The 21,793-nt window shown below is 58.9% G+C and carries 21 protein-coding genes; 9 read left to right on the top strand and 12 right to left on the bottom strand.

Going from position 1 to position 21,793, the window contains the following annotated elements; translation table 11 throughout:
* Positions 1–234 precede the first annotated feature (234 nt).
* The 9 genes from BLT77_RS11145 to BLT77_RS11105 form a co-directional block, all read right to left on the bottom strand.
* The gene (locus BLT77_RS11145) at positions 235–1,812 is read right to left on the bottom strand and encodes a BCCT family transporter (RefSeq protein WP_090365343.1); all 1,578 of its coding nucleotides are present in this window, start codon (positions 1,810–1,812) and stop codon (positions 235–237) included.
* Positions 1,813–2,160: 348 nt separating this feature from the next.
* Positions 2,161–2,691 carry a protein tyrosine phosphatase family protein gene (locus BLT77_RS11140; protein ID WP_090365342.1) on the bottom strand — a complete coding sequence of 177 codons (531 nt, stop codon included), beginning with the start codon at positions 2,689–2,691 and terminating at the stop codon, positions 2,161–2,163.
* A 93-nt stretch (positions 2,692–2,784) separates the two neighbouring features.
* A complete protein-coding gene (locus tag BLT77_RS11135) occupies positions 2,785–3,225 on the bottom strand; it encodes an NUDIX hydrolase (RefSeq protein WP_090365341.1) in 441 nt (146 codons plus the stop codon).
* Positions 3,226–3,430: 205 nt separating this feature from the next.
* Positions 3,431–4,450 carry a DUF2846 domain-containing protein gene (locus BLT77_RS11130; RefSeq protein ID WP_245709927.1) on the bottom strand — a complete coding sequence of 340 codons (1,020 nt, stop codon included), beginning with the start codon at positions 4,448–4,450 and terminating at the stop codon, positions 3,431–3,433.
* 274 nt (positions 4,451–4,724) lie between these two features.
* Positions 4,725–5,597: a DMT family transporter gene (locus BLT77_RS11125; protein ID WP_090365340.1), complete on the bottom strand. Its 873-nt coding sequence runs from the start codon at positions 5,595–5,597 to the stop codon at positions 4,725–4,727.
* Entirely contained in the window at positions 5,598–6,062 is a 465-nt protein-coding gene (locus tag BLT77_RS11120) for a GNAT family N-acetyltransferase (protein ID WP_342707541.1), read from the bottom strand.
* A 64-nt stretch (positions 6,063–6,126) separates the two neighbouring features.
* Positions 6,127–6,693, bottom strand: a complete 567-nt coding sequence (locus BLT77_RS11115) for a Crp/Fnr family transcriptional regulator (RefSeq protein WP_143026617.1) — start codon at positions 6,691–6,693, stop codon at positions 6,127–6,129.
* A gap of 65 nt (positions 6,694–6,758) precedes the next feature.
* On the bottom strand, positions 6,759–8,006 hold the full coding sequence (locus tag BLT77_RS11110) for a response regulator (RefSeq protein WP_090365338.1): 1,248 nt from the start codon (positions 8,004–8,006) through the stop codon (positions 6,759–6,761).
* Positions 8,003–9,067, bottom strand: coding sequence for an RDD family protein (locus tag BLT77_RS11105; RefSeq protein ID WP_245709926.1), 1,065 nt, complete (start codon positions 9,065–9,067; stop codon positions 8,003–8,005). The genes BLT77_RS11110 and BLT77_RS11105 overlap by 4 nt, the downstream gene beginning before the upstream one ends.
* A 219-nt stretch (positions 9,068–9,286) precedes the next feature.
* Between BLT77_RS11105 and cysK the strand changes: the two genes are divergently transcribed.
* The 6 genes from cysK to BLT77_RS11075 all read left to right on the top strand — a co-directional run bounded on the left by cysK (position 9,287) and on the right by BLT77_RS11075 (position 16,349).
* Positions 9,287–10,258, top strand: coding sequence for a cysteine synthase A (cysK, locus tag BLT77_RS11100; RefSeq protein WP_090365337.1), 972 nt, complete (start codon positions 9,287–9,289; stop codon positions 10,256–10,258).
* A gap of 174 nt (positions 10,259–10,432) precedes the next feature.
* A complete protein-coding gene (locus BLT77_RS11095) occupies positions 10,433–11,977 on the top strand; it encodes a methyl-accepting chemotaxis protein (protein WP_090365336.1) in 1,545 nt (514 codons plus the stop codon).
* 157 nt (positions 11,978–12,134) lie between these two features.
* Complete coding sequence (locus BLT77_RS11090) at positions 12,135–12,392, top strand: HPr family phosphocarrier protein (protein WP_090365335.1); 258 nt, start codon at positions 12,135–12,137, stop codon at positions 12,390–12,392.
* A gap of 86 nt (positions 12,393–12,478) precedes the next feature.
* On the top strand, positions 12,479–14,167 hold the full coding sequence (gene ptsP / locus BLT77_RS11085) for a phosphoenolpyruvate--protein phosphotransferase (RefSeq protein WP_176819289.1): 1,689 nt from the start codon (positions 12,479–12,481) through the stop codon (positions 14,165–14,167).
* Between the two features lie 58 nt (positions 14,168–14,225).
* Entirely contained in the window at positions 14,226–14,732 is a 507-nt protein-coding gene (gene crr, locus BLT77_RS11080; RefSeq protein WP_090365384.1) for a PTS glucose transporter subunit IIA, read from the top strand.
* 378 nt (positions 14,733–15,110) lie between these two features.
* Positions 15,111–16,349: an iron-containing alcohol dehydrogenase gene (locus BLT77_RS11075; RefSeq protein WP_090365333.1), complete on the top strand. Its 1,239-nt coding sequence runs from the start codon at positions 15,111–15,113 to the stop codon at positions 16,347–16,349.
* Between the two features lie 78 nt (positions 16,350–16,427).
* Here BLT77_RS11075 and BLT77_RS11070 read toward each other — a convergent pair whose 3' ends face one another.
* The 3 genes from BLT77_RS11070 to BLT77_RS11060 form a co-directional block, all read right to left on the bottom strand.
* Positions 16,428–17,837, bottom strand: a complete 1,410-nt coding sequence (locus BLT77_RS11070; RefSeq protein ID WP_090365332.1) for a hypothetical protein — start codon at positions 17,835–17,837, stop codon at positions 16,428–16,430.
* Between the two features lie 225 nt (positions 17,838–18,062).
* Positions 18,063–18,524, bottom strand: a complete 462-nt coding sequence (locus tag BLT77_RS11065; RefSeq protein ID WP_176819288.1) for a hypothetical protein — start codon at positions 18,522–18,524, stop codon at positions 18,063–18,065.
* A gap of 108 nt (positions 18,525–18,632) precedes the next feature.
* Positions 18,633–19,292 carry a hypothetical protein gene (locus tag BLT77_RS11060; RefSeq protein ID WP_090365331.1) on the bottom strand — a complete coding sequence of 220 codons (660 nt, stop codon included), beginning with the start codon at positions 19,290–19,292 and terminating at the stop codon, positions 18,633–18,635.
* Positions 19,293–19,603: 311 nt separating this feature from the next.
* On the opposite strand from BLT77_RS11060, the gene BLT77_RS11055 reads away from it, so the two are divergent.
* Genes BLT77_RS11055 through BLT77_RS11045 form a run of 3 tightly spaced genes read left to right on the top strand, consistent with a single transcriptional unit; the run spans position 19,604 to position 21,757 of the window.
* The gene (locus BLT77_RS11055) at positions 19,604–19,954 is read left to right on the top strand and encodes an ArsC family reductase (protein ID WP_090365330.1); all 351 of its coding nucleotides are present in this window, start codon (positions 19,604–19,606) and stop codon (positions 19,952–19,954) included.
* Positions 19,947–21,086: a succinyl-diaminopimelate desuccinylase gene (gene dapE / locus BLT77_RS11050; protein ID WP_090365329.1), complete on the top strand. Its 1,140-nt coding sequence runs from the start codon at positions 19,947–19,949 to the stop codon at positions 21,084–21,086. The genes BLT77_RS11055 and dapE overlap by 8 nt, the downstream gene beginning before the upstream one ends.
* Complete coding sequence (locus BLT77_RS11045) at positions 21,080–21,757, top strand: M15 family metallopeptidase (protein ID WP_090365328.1); 678 nt, start codon at positions 21,080–21,082, stop codon at positions 21,755–21,757. Before dapE ends, BLT77_RS11045 begins: the two co-directional genes overlap by 7 nt.
* Positions 21,758–21,793: the final 36 nt, after the last annotated feature.

Genomic DNA, 21,793 nt, shown 5'->3' with positions numbered 1-21,793 from the left:
TTGTGTTCGTTAACTTTTATCGCTTCTTAAGAGAGCGACCGTTCTATGCCGCCTCTAAATCAACCGCTTCAAGGAGTTAAAATGGATGACACTGGCGCGCCCGTCCCCTGCCGGTTTGCGACAGTCACAGGACAATCTCCACGGCCAGGAATAAAAAATGCCCGTCAGCAGGACCGACGGGCATCCATCAGGGGCACAGGCTACGGCACCGAGCCGCAGCCCATAAGCGGCCCTTTAACGGCCCAGGGGCTCGGTCTTCATGCCTTTCACCAGACTGACGCACATCATCAGCAGGATGAAGGTGAAAGGCAGGGCGGTGGAGATGGTGCCCGCCTGCAGCGCCTGAATCGCTTCGGTTCCACCGACCCACAGCAGCACGGCGGCAATGGCGCCCTCGATGCTGGCCCAGAAGATGCGCTGAGGTACCGGCGCATCCACCTTTCCGCCGGCGGTGATGCTGTCGATCACCAGAGAGCCGGAATCGGAAGAGGTGATAAAGAACACCATGATCAGCACGATAGAGATCACCGACAGGAAGGTGCTCCAAGGCAGGGCATCGTAGGTGTAGAACAGGGCCAGGGTAATGTCCGACAGGCCATTGGTACCCAGTTCGCCTACCTTGTTGATGATCTGGTCGATGGCGATGCCACCAAATACCGACATCCAGATGATGCACACTGACGTGGGGATAAACATTACCGCAATCAGGAACTCACGAACGGTACGACCCTTGGAAACCCGGGCAATGAACATACCCACAAAAGGTGACCAGGAGATCCACCAGGCCCAGTAAAACACGGTCCAGCCGTGCATCCAGGCTTCATCTTCTCGACCATGGGGGTTGCTCAGAGGGATCAGGTTTTCGGCGTAGCCCAGCAGGGTTTGTCCCAGGTTTCCGAAGGCTACGGCGGCGCCCACCAGGGTGACGAATACCAGCAGTGCCAGGGCCACCAGCATATTGACGTTACTCAGTACCTTGACGCCGCCCTCAATGCCTCGGACCACGGAGACGACCGCCAGGCCGGTAACAAAGGCGATGACACCTACCTGCATGCCGATGCCGCCTTCGGTGCCGAACACATGGTTGATGCCGCTGGTGGCCTGTTGGGCGCCCAGGCCCAGAGAGGTCGCCAGACCAAACAGGGTCGCCAGAACCGCCATGATGTCGATGGCATGGCCAAACCAGCCCCAGGTCTTGTCCCCCAGAATGGGGTAAAAGATGGAGCGGATCGACAGAGGCAGCCCCTTGTTGTAGGTAAAGAACGCCAGGGAGAGTGCCACCACGGCGTACATGGCCCAGGGGTGCAATCCCCAGTGGAAAATGGTGGCGCCCATGGCGACCTTGACCGCTTCCGGAGAGTTGGCTTCGACGCCCAGTGGCGTCTCGTACCAGCCGGTAAAGTAGGCAACGGGTTCGGCAACACCCCAGAACATCAGGCCGATGCCCATGCCGGCGGCGAACAGCATCGCCATCCAGGACAGGTTGGAGTGCTCAGGACGGGCGTCGGCACCGCCGAGGCGGATGCGGCCGTATGGGCTCACCACTAGCCATAAACAGAAAATCAGGAACAAATTCGCCGACCACATAAACAGGGCATCGAAGTTGTTTATGATTTTCCACTTAATGCCGTCCAGCGCCGCTTTAGCGGTAGCCGCATCACTGATTAGAATGGCCGCCAGAAACAGCAACACCAGACCGGCGCTGATCCCGAAGACCGGGTTATGAACATCAAATCCCCATTTCTGAATGTTGTCCTGACCGACGGTATAGTCGGTATTTTCAATACTGTATTTATCTACTGTCTTAGACATCTTTCCTCTCAAAAAGCTTACACATCAAGCTGTCGTTCCCCGTGCTAACACCCGGGGTTGGGCGCATGTTAACAGCTTCAATGGCTTGAACTCAAACGAACCAGCCCGTTAACGGGATCACAGCCCACACAAAACTGGGCCACAGACCCTAAAAAACACCATAAAATACAGGTGGTTAGCCGTGCATTTCGATTGAGTTAAAGCAAAGCAAACAAACATGGGCGCCGAGGGGGATTCTTAGAGGTCTAACAAACCAATTTGTTCAGAGGGACCCGGAAACGAGGAGGATAAATTAAATGCAACATTCCAGCGCGGTCTGTTCATGACCGCACTGCTGGTTTCAGGGGCTCAAAGGCCGGTCTTGGCCTCTGTGATCAGCCGCTGCCATTGGGGGTATTTACTCAGGCTGTCGTTGAGATCGCCCCAGGGAGTCATCACCTGCTGCTGTAACTCGGTGCTGTCGGGGGTGCCGCTGTGGAGCAAGTACAGATAGTAAAACGCCGACGCCCGCCAGTTGGCGGCGCAGTGCACCAATACGTCTTTATCGGTATTGGCGTCCATCACCGTAAAAAAGTGCTGCAGGTTGGCCTGGGTCGGCAGCTTCCAGTCCACTTCGATGTTGACGTAGTCAAGGCCGGCGCTGGCAGCCAGCGACGCCTCATCCAGGTGGCCGCTGCGATTGCCATCTGGAATCAGGTTTATCACCAGATCAACGCCGGCGATTTTCAGCTGGGAAAACTGGGCTTCGGTCGGCAAACCGGCGGTAATGACCCGCTCGCTGTTAAACTGTACGTCCTTGATCTCTGCCAGAGGCTGCGGAGAGATGGCCGCCTGGACGCCGGCACTCAGCAACACGGCCATAAAAAATGGGGCTTTCATAGAGGAGGATTCCTTAGTCATGACGCCCTCTATCCTGACGCCAGTCGCCAAGGGTTTCAAGCCGGAAGCAGCGCTGTGTCTCCCTGAGCGCCACTACATTCGGGCTGCTTCAAGCAGGTAACGGCGGGCCTCAGCGGCAGTCTCGGCCACGCCGTCAATCAGGGCGCGGCGCTGGCTGTGGATCTCATCGAAACTGAGCCAGTCACAGGCCAGGGCATCGTCAGCGGCCTGCAGTTCACCACCAAGGTAGCGGCACAAAACCGGGACCAGAATAAAGTGATGGTGGCGACCGCTGGCATCGAACTCGTTGACCTCCACCACCGTCAGCAGCGCCTGCGCCTCGGCGCGGGCACCGGTTTCCTCCTGCAGCTCGCGCACCGCCGCGTCCATCAACGCCTCACCTGGCTCAACCGAGCCGCCGGGAAAGCCCCATTGCAGTGCATGAGGCTCATTGGCCCGCTTCACCAGAATCAGGCGCTGGTGATGATGGGCAATGGCCAGAACGGCCACCCGAGGCAGGGACAACTCAGGCATCGATGGTCTCCCAATCGCAAATTCAATGGCTTCAGAGTGTAGCCCTGGCTTTCGGGCCGGACAATGGCAACCACGGCCAACGATCCGGTTGGTAGCGCACGGCGTTGGCACCGGAACCCTGCCCTAAAGGGCTTAATCAGTCCCGGAGCTAAAACCACAAAAGGCGCCCGATGGGCGCCTTTGTCGTCTCAGTTAGCCACCGCGGCTACAGCACTCCGTTGCTGCCAACCAGCTCGCGACTGGCCAGCTCGCCTTTCTCAATTTTCTGGTATTGCTGCTTCAGATAGGCTTCACCCATCTCCAGCCGCTGCTTAAAGGTGTCTTGCTCGAGCACCTGCGGATCCACCGCCATCAGCTTGGCTTTGGCCTGCCACTTGCTGATGGTTTTCGCCGATTTAGCCGCATCCATGGGCAACAGCTGCACGTGGGCCTGGTTCCAGCCCATGTCCACGTCAAACTCCACCACGTACTCTTTGCCGGCTTCTACGTTGGCTTCCAGTACCGAGTAACGCTCAGACAGGGCCACGAAAGTGTGTTTACCCGGCTTAACCCGCACCTGGAAGTAGGTGCCGGAGGTGGTGCTGCCGACGTACCCCTGCTCTGACCAGATGTCGAACGGTACCTTGCCGATCAGTGTCTCCATACGATAGAAGTTGATCACCGCGCTGTCGTCATCGGCGTTGATGGGCTGATCCGCTTCTTTCATGATCGGGAAGCCCAGCAGCGACGGATTCACCAGCAGGTTGTCATAGGCATCGTTCTTACGAGGGGCGCCAATCCCTTTGGCTTTAGAGGTCTTCATCACCATGGTGGCACCCAGATCATGCTCCACCTCTTTGGTCTCGCCCTTAACGTAGTCGATGGCCAAGTAAACGGTTTCACCGGGACGGTTATCGACTTTGGCAAAGCCGATTCCCGCCAGCCCCTGCACCAGATGCACCGAATTGATGCCGGAATCCAGCTTCAGCAACGCGTGAGAACCGTTGGACAGATCCGCCACCACATTCTCATTGGCCGCGACCCAAAGGCCCCGGGCCGCGCCGGTGAAGTTAGACCCGCGAATCACATAGACAAAAGTCTGCTCTTCGGTGGGGGTGGCCTCCGGCTTAAATTGACTGACCAGTTCCGGATCCACCTTGTAGCTGGTGGCACAACCGGACAACATCAACACCATGGAGGCCAGGCACAGGCCCGCCGACTTAGACAACAATTTACCTAGTTTCAAAATGAATCCCTTATTAAAAATAACGTCACAATCACTTGCGAGAGTACAGGGCGCAATTCTCATTCCAGCTCTTATGCCTGTTGCGGCATATGGCCAAAAACGAATATTTTAGTGTTATATTTCATTAGGTTGCAATGAAGTTGATGGCGAGTTTAGCGCCCAACTGATTCTATTGGCAAGGCAAGCAGCGCGGTTTTTTCCGCGCTGTGTCACGAAGTGGTTACAAGGGGAGTAAGGGGCTTGTTATCGCACTGGCGGCGGCCAGAACCCCTGGTTACTTACGCATGGGCGCCAGCCGCTGCCATAGGGGCAAGCGGCGCAGTGGCAACATCGGCAGCAAAATCAGGCCAATTCCCAGCAGCGTCAATCCATCCGGCACCTCGGCGAACCACCAGACACCGAACAGGGTGACAAACAGCAAACCGCTGTACTCCGCCAGCGCAATCTGCGCCGAAGGGGCCCTTCGGTAAGCCAGCACCGCCAGACCGTTGTAGCCGCTGATGCACACCGCGCTGAGCGCGACCCAGCCCAGCTCCGCCACACTGACGGGCTGCCAGTTCAGCAGGGCCAGCGGCGCCGCCAGTGGCAGACACAACAGATTGGTCCAGAACACGGTATTGGCCACCGGCTGGCGCTGTGGCAATCGGCGCACCAGCACATGGAACAAGGCCAAGGTGGTCGCGGTTCCCAGGGCAAACAGTGCCGCCCAGTGAAACTGTTGTGGACGCAGCACCACCAATACGCCGACAAAGCCAATGCCGGTGGCCAGCACCCGGGTCCAGGGAGGCCGCTCCTTGAGTAGCCACAGCGACAACGGCAACATCAGCAGCGGCGCGGCATAAAACAACGCATTGGCGGTGGCCAGGGGCAGATAGGTCACCGCCACCATCATGCAGCCACTGCCCACCAGCACCAGTTGCGCCCGAATCAGGGTGATCCCGGGTGAATGGAGATGTCGACGGCCTTTGGGCAGCCTTAACAGCCAGGGAGTCACCAACAGGGTGGCCAACACCTGGCGGATAAAGATGTATTGATAGGGGGAGATGCCACCTTCAAGCAACTTTACCGCCACATCCGACACCGACGCCAACAGGTTACCGAGTACCAGCAAGCCCAGCGCCAGCGGTACCACAGAGGCACGGGCCACTCAGGATTTGTCCAGGCACATGTCGACGTGAGGAATGCCGTCCTCCAGATAGGCCTCGGAGAACGCCACAAAGCCATGGCTGGCGTAGAAGCCCTGCAGATGTTCCTGGGCACCGATCTCGATGCTGACACCAGGCCAGAGGTCATCGCACCGGCTCAGGGCCTGCCCCACCAGTTGATGCCCCAGGCCGCGACCCCGAGTGCTGCTGCTGGTCACGATGCGGCCAATGCTGACGTTGTCATAGGTCAGCCCCGGCGGCAGCAACCTGGCATAGGCCACCAGTTCGCCGTTTTCGATGCCCATCAGATGCTGAACGCCGTGGGCCACGTCGTGGCCGTCCACATCCTGGTAGACGCAATTTTGCTCAACGACAAACACCTCCATTCTGAGTCGGACGATGTCGTGCCATTGGCGGGCGGAAAGCGCTTCAAATTTACATAACTGCCAGGTCAACATAGGGGGCATTGTTCTCTTTATCGGGATTTTCAGGCACTGTACTATCCGGCTGAATCTCAGTCGTTATCCTTTGTTAATTCTGACGTAACCGGGCTTTGATTCGGCTAAGGCTCACATGGGTAATGCCCAGGTAGGCGGCAATCTGGTAATCATTTAACCGCCGAAGCAGATGGGGGTAATCCTGACAGAACAGGGCGTAACGCTGCGATGGTGAGTGCAGCAACATCAACCGCTCTTTACGCTCTTTGTAGATCAGTTGCTGTTCCAGCAAAGTGACATGGGCCGGATGGCGCTCGGCGCGCCACTGCGTAAGCACCGACATCGGCAGAATACGAAGCTGCACCTCGGTCAGGGCCTGCAACTGAAACGGCGACGGCGTACCTGCCAGCCAGGCTTCAAAACCGATGACCCAGTCCAACTCCCAGTAAAACTCTTTACTGAACTGCTTGCCCTGTGGCGTCAGATAGGCGGCATGACACAGCCCCCGTTCGACAAAGAACAGCTCGTTCTGGTGACTGTGCTGGGCCACCAGCACCTCGCCTGGCGCGCAGCGGCGTGGACTCGATTGCGAAAACAACGCCTCGGCTTGTGCAGCGGCCACCCCCAGCTGCGTCAACGCGGCGATAAAACCATGCTCCATCGGCCTCCCCCAAAAAACACCAGGTTATACCCCGAAGCCTGACCCGGCTTCAAGGCGCCGCGGCGTCAGACGGACTCCTCCTCCAACAGCACCAGGTTACGGCCGGCTTCCTTGGCCTGGTACATCACCTCGTCGGCGCGGCGCAGCATGGTGTCGATGGTGTCGTCGCCACGACCTTGGCAGATCCCCGCCGAAAAGCTGACCCCCAGCGACAACGCCTCCAGCTGCAGTGGCTGACCGGTCACCTTGCGCCGAACCGCCTCAATCAGCCGCCACGCCTGCTCGCCATTGAGCCCGGGCATGACCACCGCAAACTCCTCGCCGCCGACCCGGCCCACCACAAACCGCTCCAGACTCTGACTCAGCTCCCGGGCCAGAAATTGCAGTACCCGGTCGCCCGCCTGGTGACCATGTTGATCGTTGACCTGCTTAAACATGTCCACATCCAGCATCGCCAGACACAAGGGCTGACCGCTGGCCACCGACTGACTCCAGTGATCCTGCAGCTGGGTCATCAGGTAGCGGCGATTGGCGACGCCGGTCAGGTAATCCAGATGCGCCCGCTGCCACAGCTTCTGATTCAGCTCCTGGGCCTGAATCAGGTTATTGATGCGGCAGTAAAACTCCTCGGCAAAAAACGGCTTACGCAGAAAATCGTTGGCACCGTATTTAATGAAGCGGGCCGACACCTCCTCCCGGCCCGACAACCCGACGATGATCAACTCGTCGCGGTCGACCTGCTCCCGCACCTTACAAATAAGCTCGACACCATTGATGACCGGCATCTCGTAGTCGGTGATCATCAGTTTAAACTCACCGGTCGCCAGCTGAATCATCGCCGCCTCGGCGCTGTCGGCCTCGGCCACCTGAAACTGGTGCCGCTCCAGCAGATCCTTGACCTGCTTTCGAGCCACCTGAGAGTCGTCCACCACCAATACCCGGTAGTCGCCGTTGCGCTGCAGCCGCTTCACCAACCCCACCGCGTACTGATAGGAGAACCGGTTCTCCTTCAGCACATAATCCACCACTCCCAGTCCCTGCAGCCGGGTGCGCTCATCTTCATCCATGCGGGCGGTCAGGACAATCGCGGGAATCCCCTTCGCCAGTGCCCACTCAATCACCTCGCCATTGGGCGCGTCCGGCAGGCAGCGATCGCATAAGGCCGCAAAATAGTCGTTTTTTCCCATCAGCGCCTTGGCAGTTTTAAAGTCCTTGGCGAACTCTACCTCTATCCCCGCTTCCTGTTGAAACAGGTGAAACAACACCTTACAAACGGTGACACTGTCTTCTACAACCAGAACTTTTATCATCATTGTTCCTTATGATTGGTCGCCATCTGCTTACGCACCGCTCGGGCACGCCGTCGGGCCTTGGCCCGTAAATCCACCACCACGGTGGAGGAGATTTTATCCTGGATTGCCTGTCGATTGGGATCCCAGAACATCTGCACAAACCCCATCATTCCGGTGGCGATACCAGCGCCATAGCCGCCGTAACGGCCAAACGCCTCCCACAGGGAGATGGGGGTGTTATCCAGTTGAATCACTCGAATTCCAAACACCTTCTTACCCAGGGTCTGGCCATGGAACCAGGCCGTCAGCACGGTGAAGTAGACCGAGGCCCAGCCCAGCTCGGTCACAAAACCGTCAACCAGATCCTCGATGGCTTTCAGCCCCTCACGCCAGCCCTCCTCCTCGTCGCTGAGCGCAGTGGCCTCATCCAGCGGTGCGATCTGTGGCCTGGAAGCCGGAGCCTTGCTCTCGCCCTGTTCGTCCGCCGATTCGGCGCCTGGATCTGGCGCACTGACCGTCACCCCGACTTCATTCAGCGAACCTTGATAGCCATCAAGCAGGTCTGCCGCCACCTCAGCGGCAGCCTCATCCGGCAGGCCGTAGGCCATGATCAGATAGGCGGTCATCTCCTGTTCGGTGCTCAGCTCGCCGGTCACTACCTTGGCCATCAGATCCGAGGCCAGTTTCAGCGTGCACAGCGCCTGGTCTTCGGCATCACAGATCTGCGCCAGAGCCTCGTTATCAGTCTGAATTTCGATTCTGGGGGGCGGACTCTGCTGCGGATAATCGGTACTGGCATTAAACACCATGGTAAACAGCAACCACAGCCCCAACGCCAGATAGATGCCGGTCTGCATCTTGGCCTTCACTTTGATGCCGCGCCAACGAACCCAGCCCACCGCCAGCAAAATGGCCCACAACAGTTCCAGGGGTAACTCCGCCAGCATCACCACCATCAGCAGATCCAGCATCAGTGCCAGGCCCCGGCGCCAGGGGCTGGCCAGCGGACGATTCAGTAGTTTTGGAGCGACCTCAAAAGCGGTGGGAGTAATGATGGTACGGGGATCAGGTAAGCGAGCCACAGCAGTCCTTGTGCCGAAGAAGATGAATGTAACCGAACGTTAACACAAACAGCTGGTTTGCATCCATTTCCCGTACATATAAATAAAAAGTACAGCGGTTATTCCATTCAGGAATATAGGATAACGAACCGACACTTCCAGTGTGGCCCGAAAAAGATATGCTGGCTGCTATTATTGCTTTGATACCTATCGACAGAATCAGCAACGGAGCAGCGACAAATGGCGAAAATTTATCAAGATAACTCCCTGACCATTGGCAATACCCCTTTGGTGAAACTCAACCGCGTCACCGAAGGTAATGTGCTGGCCAAGATTGAAGCCCGCAACCCCAGCTTCAGCGTAAAGTGCCGCATCGGTGCCAGCATGATCTGGGACGCCGAAAAGCGCGGCACCCTGACCAAGGGCAAAGAGATCATCGAGCCGACCTCAGGCAACACCGGCATCGCCCTGGCCTTTGTCGCCGCCTCCCGAGGCTACGGGCTGACCCTGACCATGCCGGAAACCATGAGCCTGGAGCGCCGCAAGTTGCTTAAGGCACTGGGTGCCAAGGTGGTACTGACCGAAGGCGCCAAAGGGATGAAAGGCGCCGTGGCCAAGGCCGAAGAGATTCAGGCCAGCGATCCGGACAAATACGTACTGCTGCAGCAGTTCGACAACCCGGCCAACCCGGCCATTCACGAACAGACCACCGGTCCCGAGATCTGGGAAGACACCGACGGCGAGGTGGATGTCTTTGTGGCCGGCGTCGGCACCGGTGGTACCATCACCGGCACCAGCCGCTATCTGAAGCTGGCCAAGGGCAAAGATGTGCTGTCGGTGGCGGTAGAGCCTGAAGACTCGCCAGTGATCTCCCAGGCCAAGGCCGGTGAAGACCTGAAGCCCGGCCCGCACAAGATTCAGGGGATCGGCGCCGGCTTTATTCCCGGTAACCTGGATCTGGAGATGGTCGACAAGGTGATCAGCGTCAGCAACGACGAGTCCATTGAGATGGCGCGCCGCCTGATGGAGGAGGAAGGGATTCTGGCGGGGATCAGCTCCGGTGCCGCGGTGGCCGCAGTCAACAAGCTGCTGGCGGAGCAACCCGAACTGAAAGAGAAAACCATCGTGGTGGTTCTGCCCTCCTCCGCCGAGCGTTACCTCTCCTCGGCATTGTTCCAGGGCGTATTTACCGAAGCGGAAACCCAGCAGTAACTGATTACTATTCAATTAAGGCGGCCTCAGGGTCGCCTTTTTTGTTATGGAGGCCCCCGCCGAGTGTGAGGCACCGCATGAATTCACCATATTGTCATTTTCTGATGGCGCCAGTCACCTAATATAGGGAGATCAAAAACCTTTTAAAAAAAACAGACAGATCAGGGAAATGTCATGTTGAAATTATTGCGCAGGCTGTCGATCTCGTTGCGCTTGCTTATCTTGTTAGCCATGGCCGGCGGTGCCACCTTGCTCTACACCTACTTCAGCCTGAGCGGCCAGTATTCACAACTGCTCAGCGCGGCCGAAACCGAAAACCGTCATCTGGGCCAGGCCATCGCCTCCCTCGGCCAGAGCAACACCAGTGCCGAACAGTTGCTGCAGAGCCTCAAGCTGGGCGACAACACCAATCTGCTGGTGCTGGACTCCCAGGGAGCGCTGCTGACCCAGCGTCAACGAGACGACAACCTCGATCGACTGATGGCGGATCCGGCCGCCCGGGCGCCACTGGGCCGGCTCGCCGCACAGGGCGGTGCCAACACCCTGAAGATCGACGGCATGACCTACTGGTTGTACGGCATCCCGACCGCCACCAACACCCTGGTGATCATGAGCGACTCGCACCTGGTGGCACAACAGATGACCGACGTGCTGTGGGACTACGGCATCTTCTTGGCCCTGCTGGCCGGCCCGGTAATGGGAATCTTCCTGTTGCTGAACCTGTCCATTACCCAGCCACTGCAACACGCCATCACCACCATGAAAGCCATCGCCCACGGCGACGGTGACCTGACCCACAGACTGGACACCGAAGGCAACGACGAAGTAACCCGCTTCTCCAAGAGCTTCAACGAGTTCACCGCCAAGATCGCCGACCTGATTCGAGTGGTCAATAAAGACGTGCAGGACCTCGGCGCCAGCGCCACTCAGCTGGACACCACCGTGGCAGAGTCCAACCAGACCGCCAGCCTGATGAATCAGGAAGCACAATCGGTGGCCTCGGCAGTCACCGAAATGCTGGCCGCCACCGAAGAGGTCGCCAACAATACCGGACAGGCATCCGACGCCGCCACCGCGACGCAGGAGCAGGTAGGGCTGTGCCGCGACGCGATGCAGAACAACCGCGCCTACCTTAATGAAGTGGCTGAAGGCATCACCCAGACCGGCTCCACCGCCGATACCCTGGCCCAGGACTCGGCCCAAATCGGCGGCATTCTCGATGTGATTCGCAGCATCGCTGACCAGACCAACCTGCTGGCGCTTAATGCCGCCATCGAAGCCGCCCGCGCCGGTGAGCACGGCCGTGGCTTCGCTGTGGTGGCCGACGAAGTCCGCGCCCTGGCATCACGAACCCAGAGCTCCACCGATGAGATAGCCACCATCATCGACAACATTCAGTCCGGAGTGGCCCACGTGACCGACTCCGCCAGTTCGGCACTGGAGCAGTTTCAACTGCTGGCCAAGCAGTCCGATGACGCCGGTGAGACCCTGGATCAGGTGTTTGCCCGCATCGCCACCATCGGTGACATGAGCACCCAAATCGCCGCCGCCACCCGCCAGCAAACTCAGGTAACCAGCGAAATTAACCAAAACATCAACAACATTGCCGATCTGGCGGAAGCCAGTGTCAAAGCAAACCAAAGCAATGCCAACGCCAGCCAGGCGGTGCAAAGCGTCACCGATGAGTTATCGGGGCAGCTGAGCCAGTTCAGAGTCTGACCCCTGACAGGGCTGCCCGGCGGGCAGCCCTGTTCACGCCCAAGCCGTTCCCTTCCTGATTCTCTGTGCCCCGGCCCGCCGTTGTCGCGGCGATCGTATTGACCGGCACCCTGCGTAACAGTATCCTGAGCCCGTCGTCCCAGCACCAAGGCCAAGCATGTATCGTCAGTCCGTCACCATTGCCGCCAAACAAGGCATCCACACCCGTCCTGCGGCGCTGCTGGTTCAGCGGGCCAAACAGTTCCCCTGCGACATCATCGTGTTTTGCAACGGCAAGCAAGCCAGTGCCAAGAGCCTGTACCGACTGCAGACACTGAGCCTGGTCACCGGCACCGAGATCGAAGTGACCGCCAGTGGTGAACAGGCGGAACAAGCCGTCGACAACCTGTGCCGCTTCATCGCCACCCTGGAATGACACCGGCTTAACACCGATCCTCGCCCCGGCCGCGCGGTTCACACCACCCGAAATTGCAGCGCGGCATCGCCGCAGGAGGACACGGAGTGTCACAGACCATCGTTGCTCAGGTACTCTCCACCGGATTGATCCGGGGCATCAGCTACCGTTGTCACCGCCGCATCACGCCGGTGGATCACTCTCGGGTCGACGAAACCGAAGTCACCGGCGAAATCGCCCACATCCACCAGGCCCTGCACGCCGAAGTGGCGGCGCTGGACGCCCTGCTGGGCCAAACCCTGTCCGACACCGAACGTCAATTGGTGGAAGCGGATCGTCTGATGCTGAAGGACGACGAGCTGGTTCAGGATATGTGCCACCATGTCGAGCTGCATCACTGCAATGCCGCCAGCGCCATCGAGCGGGTACTGTCGCCGATGGTGGACGAGATCAGCGCCATCGAAGACGCCAACCTGTGCAAGCGCGGCGTCGAACTGGCCCAGCTAAAGCAACGACTGATTCAGCACGCCCTGGGGCACCGCTGTCCCCTACCCACCCGCCTCGATGATAAACAGGTACTGGTGGTGGACTACCTGTCTCCGGCAGAGTTCCTGCGCTACCCGGAGATTGCCGGCCTGGTGGTCAGCCAGGCGACCTATCAGGACCACCTGGCCATTCTGGCCCGGGGCATGCAAATTCCGCTGATGGTAGTCACACCGGAGGAGCTGGGCCCCCTGCCGCACCATCAGGAGATTCTGCTCGACGGTGAACAGGGAACGGTCACCATCAACCCTTCGCGAGTCCAGTCCGAAGCGTTCGAGGTTCGCTTCGAACAGTGGCAGGAGCGCCAGCAGGCCATCGAAGCCGATGCCCTGTCGCCCGCCACCGATGCCGACGGCAACGAGTTCAGCATCGGCGCCAACGTTTCCACCCTGGCCGAGCTGCCTCAGGTGGCTCGCTACGGCTGCCGCGAAATTGGCCTGCTGCGGACCGAACTGCTGTTTATGGACCGGCTGACCCTGCCCAATGCCCAAGAGCAGTACCAAACCTACCGCACCATTGCCGAAGCGATTGCACCGCACCCGATGACCATCCGCCTGTTTGATTTTGGCGCCGACAAGATGCTGGAAGAGATGCCGGATGAAGCCAACCCGGCCCTGGGTCACCGTGGCATCCGCCTGGGACTGGAGCAGCCGCAGCTGCTGCTACCCCAACTCAAGGCCATCGCCCGTCTGAGCCAGGAGTTCGACATCAAGATGCTGGTGCCCATGGTCAACCAGGTGGAGGAGTTGCACCAGCTTAGCGAACTGTACCAGCAGGCGGCGGCGGATCTGCCACCAGGCGAGCACACTCGGCAACCGAAGTTGGGGGTGATGGTTGAGACGCCGGCGGCGGTGATGAACATCGATGCCATGGCGCCGCTGTTGGATTTCATCAGCATCGGCACCAACGATCTGACCCAGTACCTGTATGCCGCCGACCGCAACGACCCGACACTGTCGAAGTGGTACCGGCCGGTGTCGCCGGCGATGATTCGGGCCCTGGCCTACTGCTGCAGCCGTGCCAAGGCCCACGGCCTGAACATCACCCTGTGCGGCGAGATGGCGTCCGACCCCAAGGCACTGCCGTTGTTGCTGGCCATGGGCATCGATGGCCTGTCACTGGCGCCGACCCAGCGGCCACTGATCAAATCGGTACTGGCACGGCTCAACATCAACCAATGTCAGCAACTGCTCAATCGGGCCCTGAAGACCCAAACTACCCGGGAATTAGGCTCTATACTTAACTCGCTGTGATTTAAAATAAAAATCCGATAATATCAACGATAACAGGGATAAAGGAAAAGAGGTGGCCATGGGATTTTTCAGCCGCATGCAAAGAATGATGAAAAGCACGTCCCCCACCGGCGGCATCGAGGTGATTGCACCGGTGTCCGGCGAAGTGGTGGATATCGAAAAAGTCCCTGACGTGGTGTTCTCACGCAAGATCATCGGCGATGGCATTGCCATCGACCCCGACGGCGACACCATCTACGCCCCCATTGATGGCACCATAGGCAAAATATTCGAGTCTAATCATGCCTTTTCCATCGAGTCGCCACTGGGATTGGAACTGTTCGTCCACTTTGGTATCGATACGGTCGAATTGCGGGGCAACGGCTTTGAGCGGATTGCTCAAGAGGGGCAACGGGTGAAAGCCGGGGATCCGGTGCTCAAGTTCGATCTCGAGTACCTGCGCCAGCACGCCAAAAGCGTGTTAACCCCGCTGGTGATCGCCAATATGGAAGACGTCAAGCAGTTGCACAAGGCCGAAGGCGTAGCGGTCGGAGGGGAAACCCTGGCACTGCAAGTCTTCTTGTAAGCTACTTATTTAGAAAAGGCCGCTAACGCGGCCTTTTTTTATTGATGGCTCTGACACGCGACCTTAACCCGCTCGACACCTTCACTCACGCCCTCGCCGAGTCCCCGCCGGGCATCGAATGCTACCCGGCACCGTCGCCGCCGCATTCTGCGGTGGCCCGCCCCCCTTAGTCTGGTGAAATCTGCCGGCCTGGCGGCCATCGTCCCTGTAATCGGCCGAAATCCCTAGCGCAGTTGACACCCTATTGGCGTTTGCCCTAGCCTAAACCTAAAGCCGACTGACTGGTCGGTGGCGGGCCGCTGGGCTGGATGATTCCGAGCCACGCTGCCGGCAACCGTCGTCAGCCAAGGAGCGGCCGCCCCGTAAGGAAACCCGACTATGACTCAGACTCACGCTTCGTCCAGCCTGTTGTTTGCCCTGCGACAACGCCTCTACCGCCTCTGGGCAGCCATCGCCAGGCCGATTTTTCGCAGCCTGCCCATCGCCACGCCCGAGGTACTCAGCGGTGATCAGTCTCTGGACAGCGCCATTGCCCGGCTGGCCGAGTCCGGCTACCGGCGTCCGGTGGTGATCACCGATAACGTGTTTGTCACCCTGCCGGTGTTCGGTCGCCTGATCGACGCACTGGAACGGTATCAGTTAACCTACTCGGTGTTCAGCGATATCGTGCCGGATCCAGACTTCACTCTGATTGAGGCTGGCATCAGTCACTGCCGGCAGCACCAGTTCGACAGCGTCATCGCCATCGGCGGCGGCTCCTCCATCGACGCCACCAAGGTGATCAATGGCTGTGCCCACAACCAGATCAACCCCCGCAAAATCGTCGGCCTGTTGAAGTTAAGAAAAAAAGGCGCCTTCTTTGTGGCGATCCCCACCACCGCCGGCACCGGCTCGGAAGCCACGGCAGCGGCAGTGATCACCGACGAACAGAGCCATCAGAAGAAAGTGGTGGTGAGTCTGAGTGTGGTGCCGGATCTGGCGGTGCTGGACGCGTCTCTGATGATGGGATTACCGCCGGCGATCACCGCCGCCACCGGCATGGATGCGTTAACCCATGCCATGGAGTCCTACCTGAGCCGGTTTGCCACTGCCGAGACCGACGCCATGAACCTGGCCAGCATTAAGCGAATCTTTACCTACCTGCCACGGGCGTTCTCACAGGGACAACACGACGTGGAAGCCCGTCAGGAGATGGCACTGGCGTCTCACCAGGCTGGTGTCACCTTTACCCGGACCAGCGTCGGCTGGGTTCACGCCATTGCCCACCAACTGGGTGCCCGATACGGTGTGCCCCACGGACTGGCTAACGCCATGGTGCTGCCCCATGTACTGGCGTTCTATCTGCCCTTCGCCAGCGCCCGCATGGCACAGATGGCCGATGCCATCGGCATTGAAGGCGACAGCGACCAGCACAAAGCCGAGGCCCTGGTGAACGCGGTCACTGAACTGTGCCAGACGCTGGCCATCACCCCTGAGCTAACCATGCTCAAGGAAGCGGATCTGGAAAGCATGAGTGACAACATCATCAGTGAGACCTACCGCAGTCCCTACCCGGTTCCCGGCTACTTCGATTCACAGGGCCAGCTGCAGCAGTTCCTGCGCGGCATGATGGCATAGCGCCCGCTTCGATTTAGGGCCGTACCGACCAAACAGCCGGATCAGGGGCACAGCATCTGCCCCTGGACGATTCCGCCCTTAGAAAAACTCTTTGCGAATCTGGGACACCAGGTTTTTTCCGGAGCGGTGATCACTGCTGGTTTTGGCCAAGTTGATCTTATAGCGGGGATCCCCCTTAAACATCAGCTTGTAATGGCGATTTTCCTCTTCGAAGCTAAAGCCCATCTTCTCGATATCCGAGCGGGTCTTCTTATCCATACTCTGATACTGACTCAGGGTATGCTTGACCGCCGCCAGTAAGCGGGAGCGCTCCCCCACCGGGGTATTGGCCTGGACCAGGTCATCGATGAGATCGAACATGCGGGTATTGGGCTGGGCGTTTTTCAGCGCCGTCTGCATCACCTCCTGAACCAGATCCTTGCGCTCGCCCGGATACAGATCCTGCTCCTGTCCCTCATTCAGCAGACTGCTGCCGGAGTGACCCTTGATGGCCCGAAGGTTCATCAGTTCAGAGCGCAGTGAATTGATGGTCAGCTCCGCCGCCGCCAATTGCTCCTCTTTGGCCTTGAGTTCATCATCAAAGGCGGCCACAAACTGCTCCAGTTCGGCGGAATCCTGCTGCTTGAGGGCCTGAATTTTCGAGCGCGATACCCGCTCCCGCAATTGCGACCAGCTGCAGCCTTTGATGCTGCGCTGGGTCACCAGTGAATCACGAATGGTTCGCGCCACCTCCACAGCCAGATCATTGCCAGTGGCAAAACGGTCACCGGGCAGCACCCGGGTTAAACCGCCGTTAGGCCAGTAGATCCCCACCGCCCCCAGGTACACATTCTTGCCCTCGGTGGCCTCCTTAAGATCAAAGGAGAAACGCCGGTGTGGCTCAACCAGCACGTGGGCCATGCCAGACAGCCACTTGGCCAGGTCGTCCGGATCGACGCTGCAGCGGTTGTATTCGTCGGCGCTGCAATACACCACCGGCAACATGTTGTCCGACTCGCCGTTGATGATGCGACTGATGGCGGCGAAATCCGCCTCGTTGTCCTGCAACCGGGTCGGTTCATCGGTAATGGTCAGGTTGGCGTCCTGGCCGCCACCGAAATGTTCCAGGATCAGGCGGACAATATAGGGTTTCTTCGCCTGGGGCGAGTGGGTCAACGGCGTATCGGAATCGCAGGAGAGCAGTACTGAAATCCAGAAACGACCACCAATCTTGGCGCCGACAATCTCGGTCACCCAACGCACCTGCTTGTTGTCCAGATTTTCGTGACGGACTCCCAGCCCCTGATAATCGGACTCGTAACAGTGCGCTATCTGAATCTTCTCACTGCCCTGTAACAGCGGTCCCGGGGTCTGCAGCGTCAGCGGCTCCAGGTTATCGGCATTGAAGCTGGAGTGGGGGCTGCCATTGAGCCAGGTCTTGGCCACCGCCAGAATCGCATCCAAATCGTGGCAATTATCCACTGAGAATTGGGTATAAAATTTTAGCATCGGGCTCTATCACTCCTTGGCCGGGGCCTACCAAATGGGCATGGCCATGATCGCTGCTGCTGCTGAGAGCGTTGAACCACAGCAATCAAAAAATTCGTTGTTCACCTGACGGTTATAATTAGGGTTTACGAATGAAAACCCAAGGGCTTTGTGCATTCTTTTGTTTTCTGAGTCACAAAAAGAGGCCAGATCATCATGGCGATGATCTGGCGCGCTCTAATCGGTTCAGGTTTTTGAGTGTGGGGATGGCGAGGAGTCCAGCTCTTCCAGCTGTGCCTTGATGGTTCTGAGCAGATTGCCCGGGTCATTGGTGCCCAGCCTCACCACTTTGCCGTCCTTGCAGGTCAGCTCCACCGCTTCGGTGCCCGATACGTTATACAGCCAGCCCTTGGGGATCCACCGAATCCCCAGACCTTGGTACCATTGGTTATGCACCACCCGCACGGACTGTACTTCGGATACCGGCAGGGTGCGCTTCCAGAACCAGGGACCGAAAAACCAGCAGATGCGCATGCGGTTGACTTCGATGGTCAAAGAGGAAAACAGCACCGCCACCACCGCCAGAATCAGAAAAGCCAACCACATCATCTGCCCCGCCTGTGCACTGGCGGCCATTGACAACAGCAAGGCCGCGGCCGCCACAATCAGCAGCACCGCCACCCCATGTTGAGTATGTCTGTAGATCATCTCTCCCCCCTAGCCGCCTCTGACACCCCGCGTCAGCTGCGACATTGGCTACCTAAGGCTCTCATTCAAGTGTATGCAGGGGAGAAACAACTCGCAAAAAGGCGCCGGTCAGAAGGTCGACAATCCACAGCCAGGGTAACCGTTGGCCAACAGCCGGCAGCGCAGCTGATCGATGAGCTCGGTGATGCCATTGTCCTCGGCAAGCCGGGCCAGCTCCACCTCCATGGCAAACATCTCACCATCCTGGGTCAAGGGCACCGGACGCCCATCGGCCGGGGGGGTGGGGTTGTCTGCCGCCAGGGATGGCCATACACCGGCCTGGCGCAACTCGCTCAAAGGGTGGTAAGCCACGAACGTCAGCCGGGAGTGGCTGTCATCGGGATCAGGCTGAATCTCGGTGGCATCCCAGTTTTTATGCTGCTTGAGCATCGAGGCTTCCAGACCAGAGTCGGTTACCAGTCGCACCGACAACATCCAGTCCTCGGGCGTGGCGCGTTCAACATCCCGTACCGTGTCACTCAAAAACAGGAACCGGGCATCATTCAGCGGCGAGTGCTCCCAGCTCCAGCATTCGAAGGGGTTAGGATTCTGCGCCCCTGGACGAGCATGATAGGTCGGCTCCCAGGACAGGAAGCGGCAATGCAGCGCCTCGGCCACGTGGCCGATAATTGGCAGTAGACGCTGATGGTACGCCACCAGTAATCGCTGTGCCCGGCGGACATCCAGCAGCGCCTGCTGCATGGACTCAAGGGTATTATCAATTTCCATAGGGCGTTCCAATGAAGTGGTTGTATTGGCCTGTCAGCAACGAGCTGCCGCCAAATACCATTTTTTTCTTTTTCGATCAGAGAGTAACAGATGTTAACAACTTCCTATAATAGCCTTCGCCACAGGAAAATCGACTGAAATTCGATTATGACCCCGTCTTAGCTTTCTTCGGCGCCAACGGCCGATCAGGCGCTGGCCCGCCTGGATTAAGGCCATCACTATTACCCGTTAACCCGCATAACAACTTCGGCTTGCTCCCCTATGTGGCCAATGTCACAATGATTGACCCTATCTGTACCGGAGAGCCAGGGATGATCCTGTTTGGCATAAAAAACTGCGACACCGTCAAGAAAGCGCGTAAGCATCTCGAATCCCACAACACTGCGTTCGACTTCCACGACTTTCGAGAGCTGGGTCTGAGCGCCGAGACACTCGAACAGTGGCTGGAGAAGGTTGAGTGGAAACAGTTGCTCAATACCCGCTCCACCAGCTGGCGCCAACTGAGTGACGACGACAAGGCCGACATCAATCAAGCCAAAGCAGTGACACTGATGCTGGCCAACCCCACCCTGGTGAAACGACCGGTACTGGTCAGTGGCCAAACCGTGACCGTCGGCTTTAAGGCCGCCGAGTACGACGCGCTGGTGGCCAGCCATGACTGATGCCCGCTCCGAGGTGTTGAGCCTGGCCATGGATCTGATTGGCCGTCAATCGGTCACCCCAGAGGATGCCGGCTGCCAACCGATGATGGCCGAGTACCTGGCCGAACTCGGCTTCGAGATTGAATCCATGGTGTTTGAAGACACCACCAACCTGTGGGCCCGCAAGGGCGACGCGGGCCCGCTGTTCTGCTTTGCCGGCCATACCGACGTGGTTCCCGCCGGGAAGCTCAGCGACTGGCATACGCCGCCGTTTGAGCCCACCATCATCGACGGAGTGCTGCACGGTCGCGGCGCGGCCGATATGAAAGGCAGCCTGGCCGCCATGCTGGTGGCCACCAAGCGCTTTGTCAGCAAGCATCCGCAGCACCGCGGCAGCATCGCCTACCTGATCACCTCCGACGAGGAGGGGCCGTTTATTAACGGCACAACCCGGGTGATCGACACCCTGGAAGCCCGGCAGGAGAAGATCACCTGGTGCATCGTCGGCGAACCGTCCAGCAGCGCCAAACTCGGCGACGTGATCAAAAACGGCCGTCGCGGCAGCCTCACCGGGGATCTGTGGGTACAGGGTGTACAGGGCCACGTGGCCTACCCGCACCTGGCCGACAACCCCATTCACCGGGCAGCACCGGCACTGGCTGAGCTCAGTGCCATGAAATGGGACAACGGCAACGAGTTTTTCCCCCCCACCAGTTTTCAGATCGCCAACATCAATGCCGGCACCGGCGCCCCCAATGTCGTGCCCGGCGAACTGCATGTGCAGTTCAACTTCCGCTACTGCACCGAAACCCACGCCGCCGATCTGAAAGATCGGGTTCACAACCTGTTCGACAAGTACGGACTGGATTACCGCATCGACTGGGTTCATAACGGCTCGCCCTTTCTCACCGACCACGGTGAATTGCTCACCGCCACCTGTGACGCCATCCATGCGGTGACCGGCCGCCAAACCGATCCACAAACCAGCGGCGGCACCTCCGACGGCCGCTTTATCGCCCCCACCGGAGCGCAGGTCGTCGAGCTGGGACCACTGAACGCCACCATCCACAAGGTGAATGAGTGTGTCAGTATCGAGGATTTGGAGCAGCTGGCCCTGTGTTACGAGGGGATCATGGAGCGACTGTTGTGCTAAGCCAGCAACAGCTGCTCGGCTTGGATCAGGGCCACCTGGTGGCCCTGGATGGGCAGCGACTGGAGAGTCGCACCGCCGTTGCCTTGCGACAGTTGCAGGAGGCCGCCCACAGTGCCGGTTTCGATGTTCAAATCGCCTCCGGCTGGCGCAGTTTCGAGCGCCAACTGGCGATCTTCAACGGCAAAGCCCGTGGCCAGCGGCCGCTGCTGGACAAACTCAACCAGCCCCTGTGCGCCGCCGACCTCGACGATGATGAGTGCCTGAACGCCATACTGTTCTGGTCGGCCCTTCCCGGAGCCTCCCGCCATCACTGGGGGACGGATCTGGATCTGTACGATGGCAATGCCATCGATGGCCGCAACCTGAAACTGGAGCCCTGGGAGTACCAGGGCGATGGCCCCAATGCACCACTGCACCACTGGCTCTGCGATCAGGCCGATGAGTTTGGCTTCTTCTTCCCCTACCGGGAGGATCTGGGCGGCGTCCAGCCCGAGCCCTGGCACCTGAGTTTTGCTCCGGTCAGCCAGCCGGCACTGGCGCGGTTGTCGATGTCAGCGCTGGCCACCCAGTTACGGAGCAGCGACATCGCCCTGAAGGCTGAAATCCTCGCCCGGCTGCCGCAACTGGCGGAACAATACCTGCACCGAATCAGTCCACCGCCGGGCCACTGAGCCTGGGCCACGCCAACAACAAAAAGGCCAGTCCTG

Origin of the sequence: Ferrimonas sediminum (genome assembly GCF_900100175.1) — a bacterium.
In the GTDB taxonomy this organism is placed as follows: Bacteria; Pseudomonadota; Gammaproteobacteria; order Enterobacterales; family Shewanellaceae; genus Ferrimonas; species Ferrimonas sediminum.
This window is presented reverse-complemented; position numbering and strand designations above follow the sequence as displayed.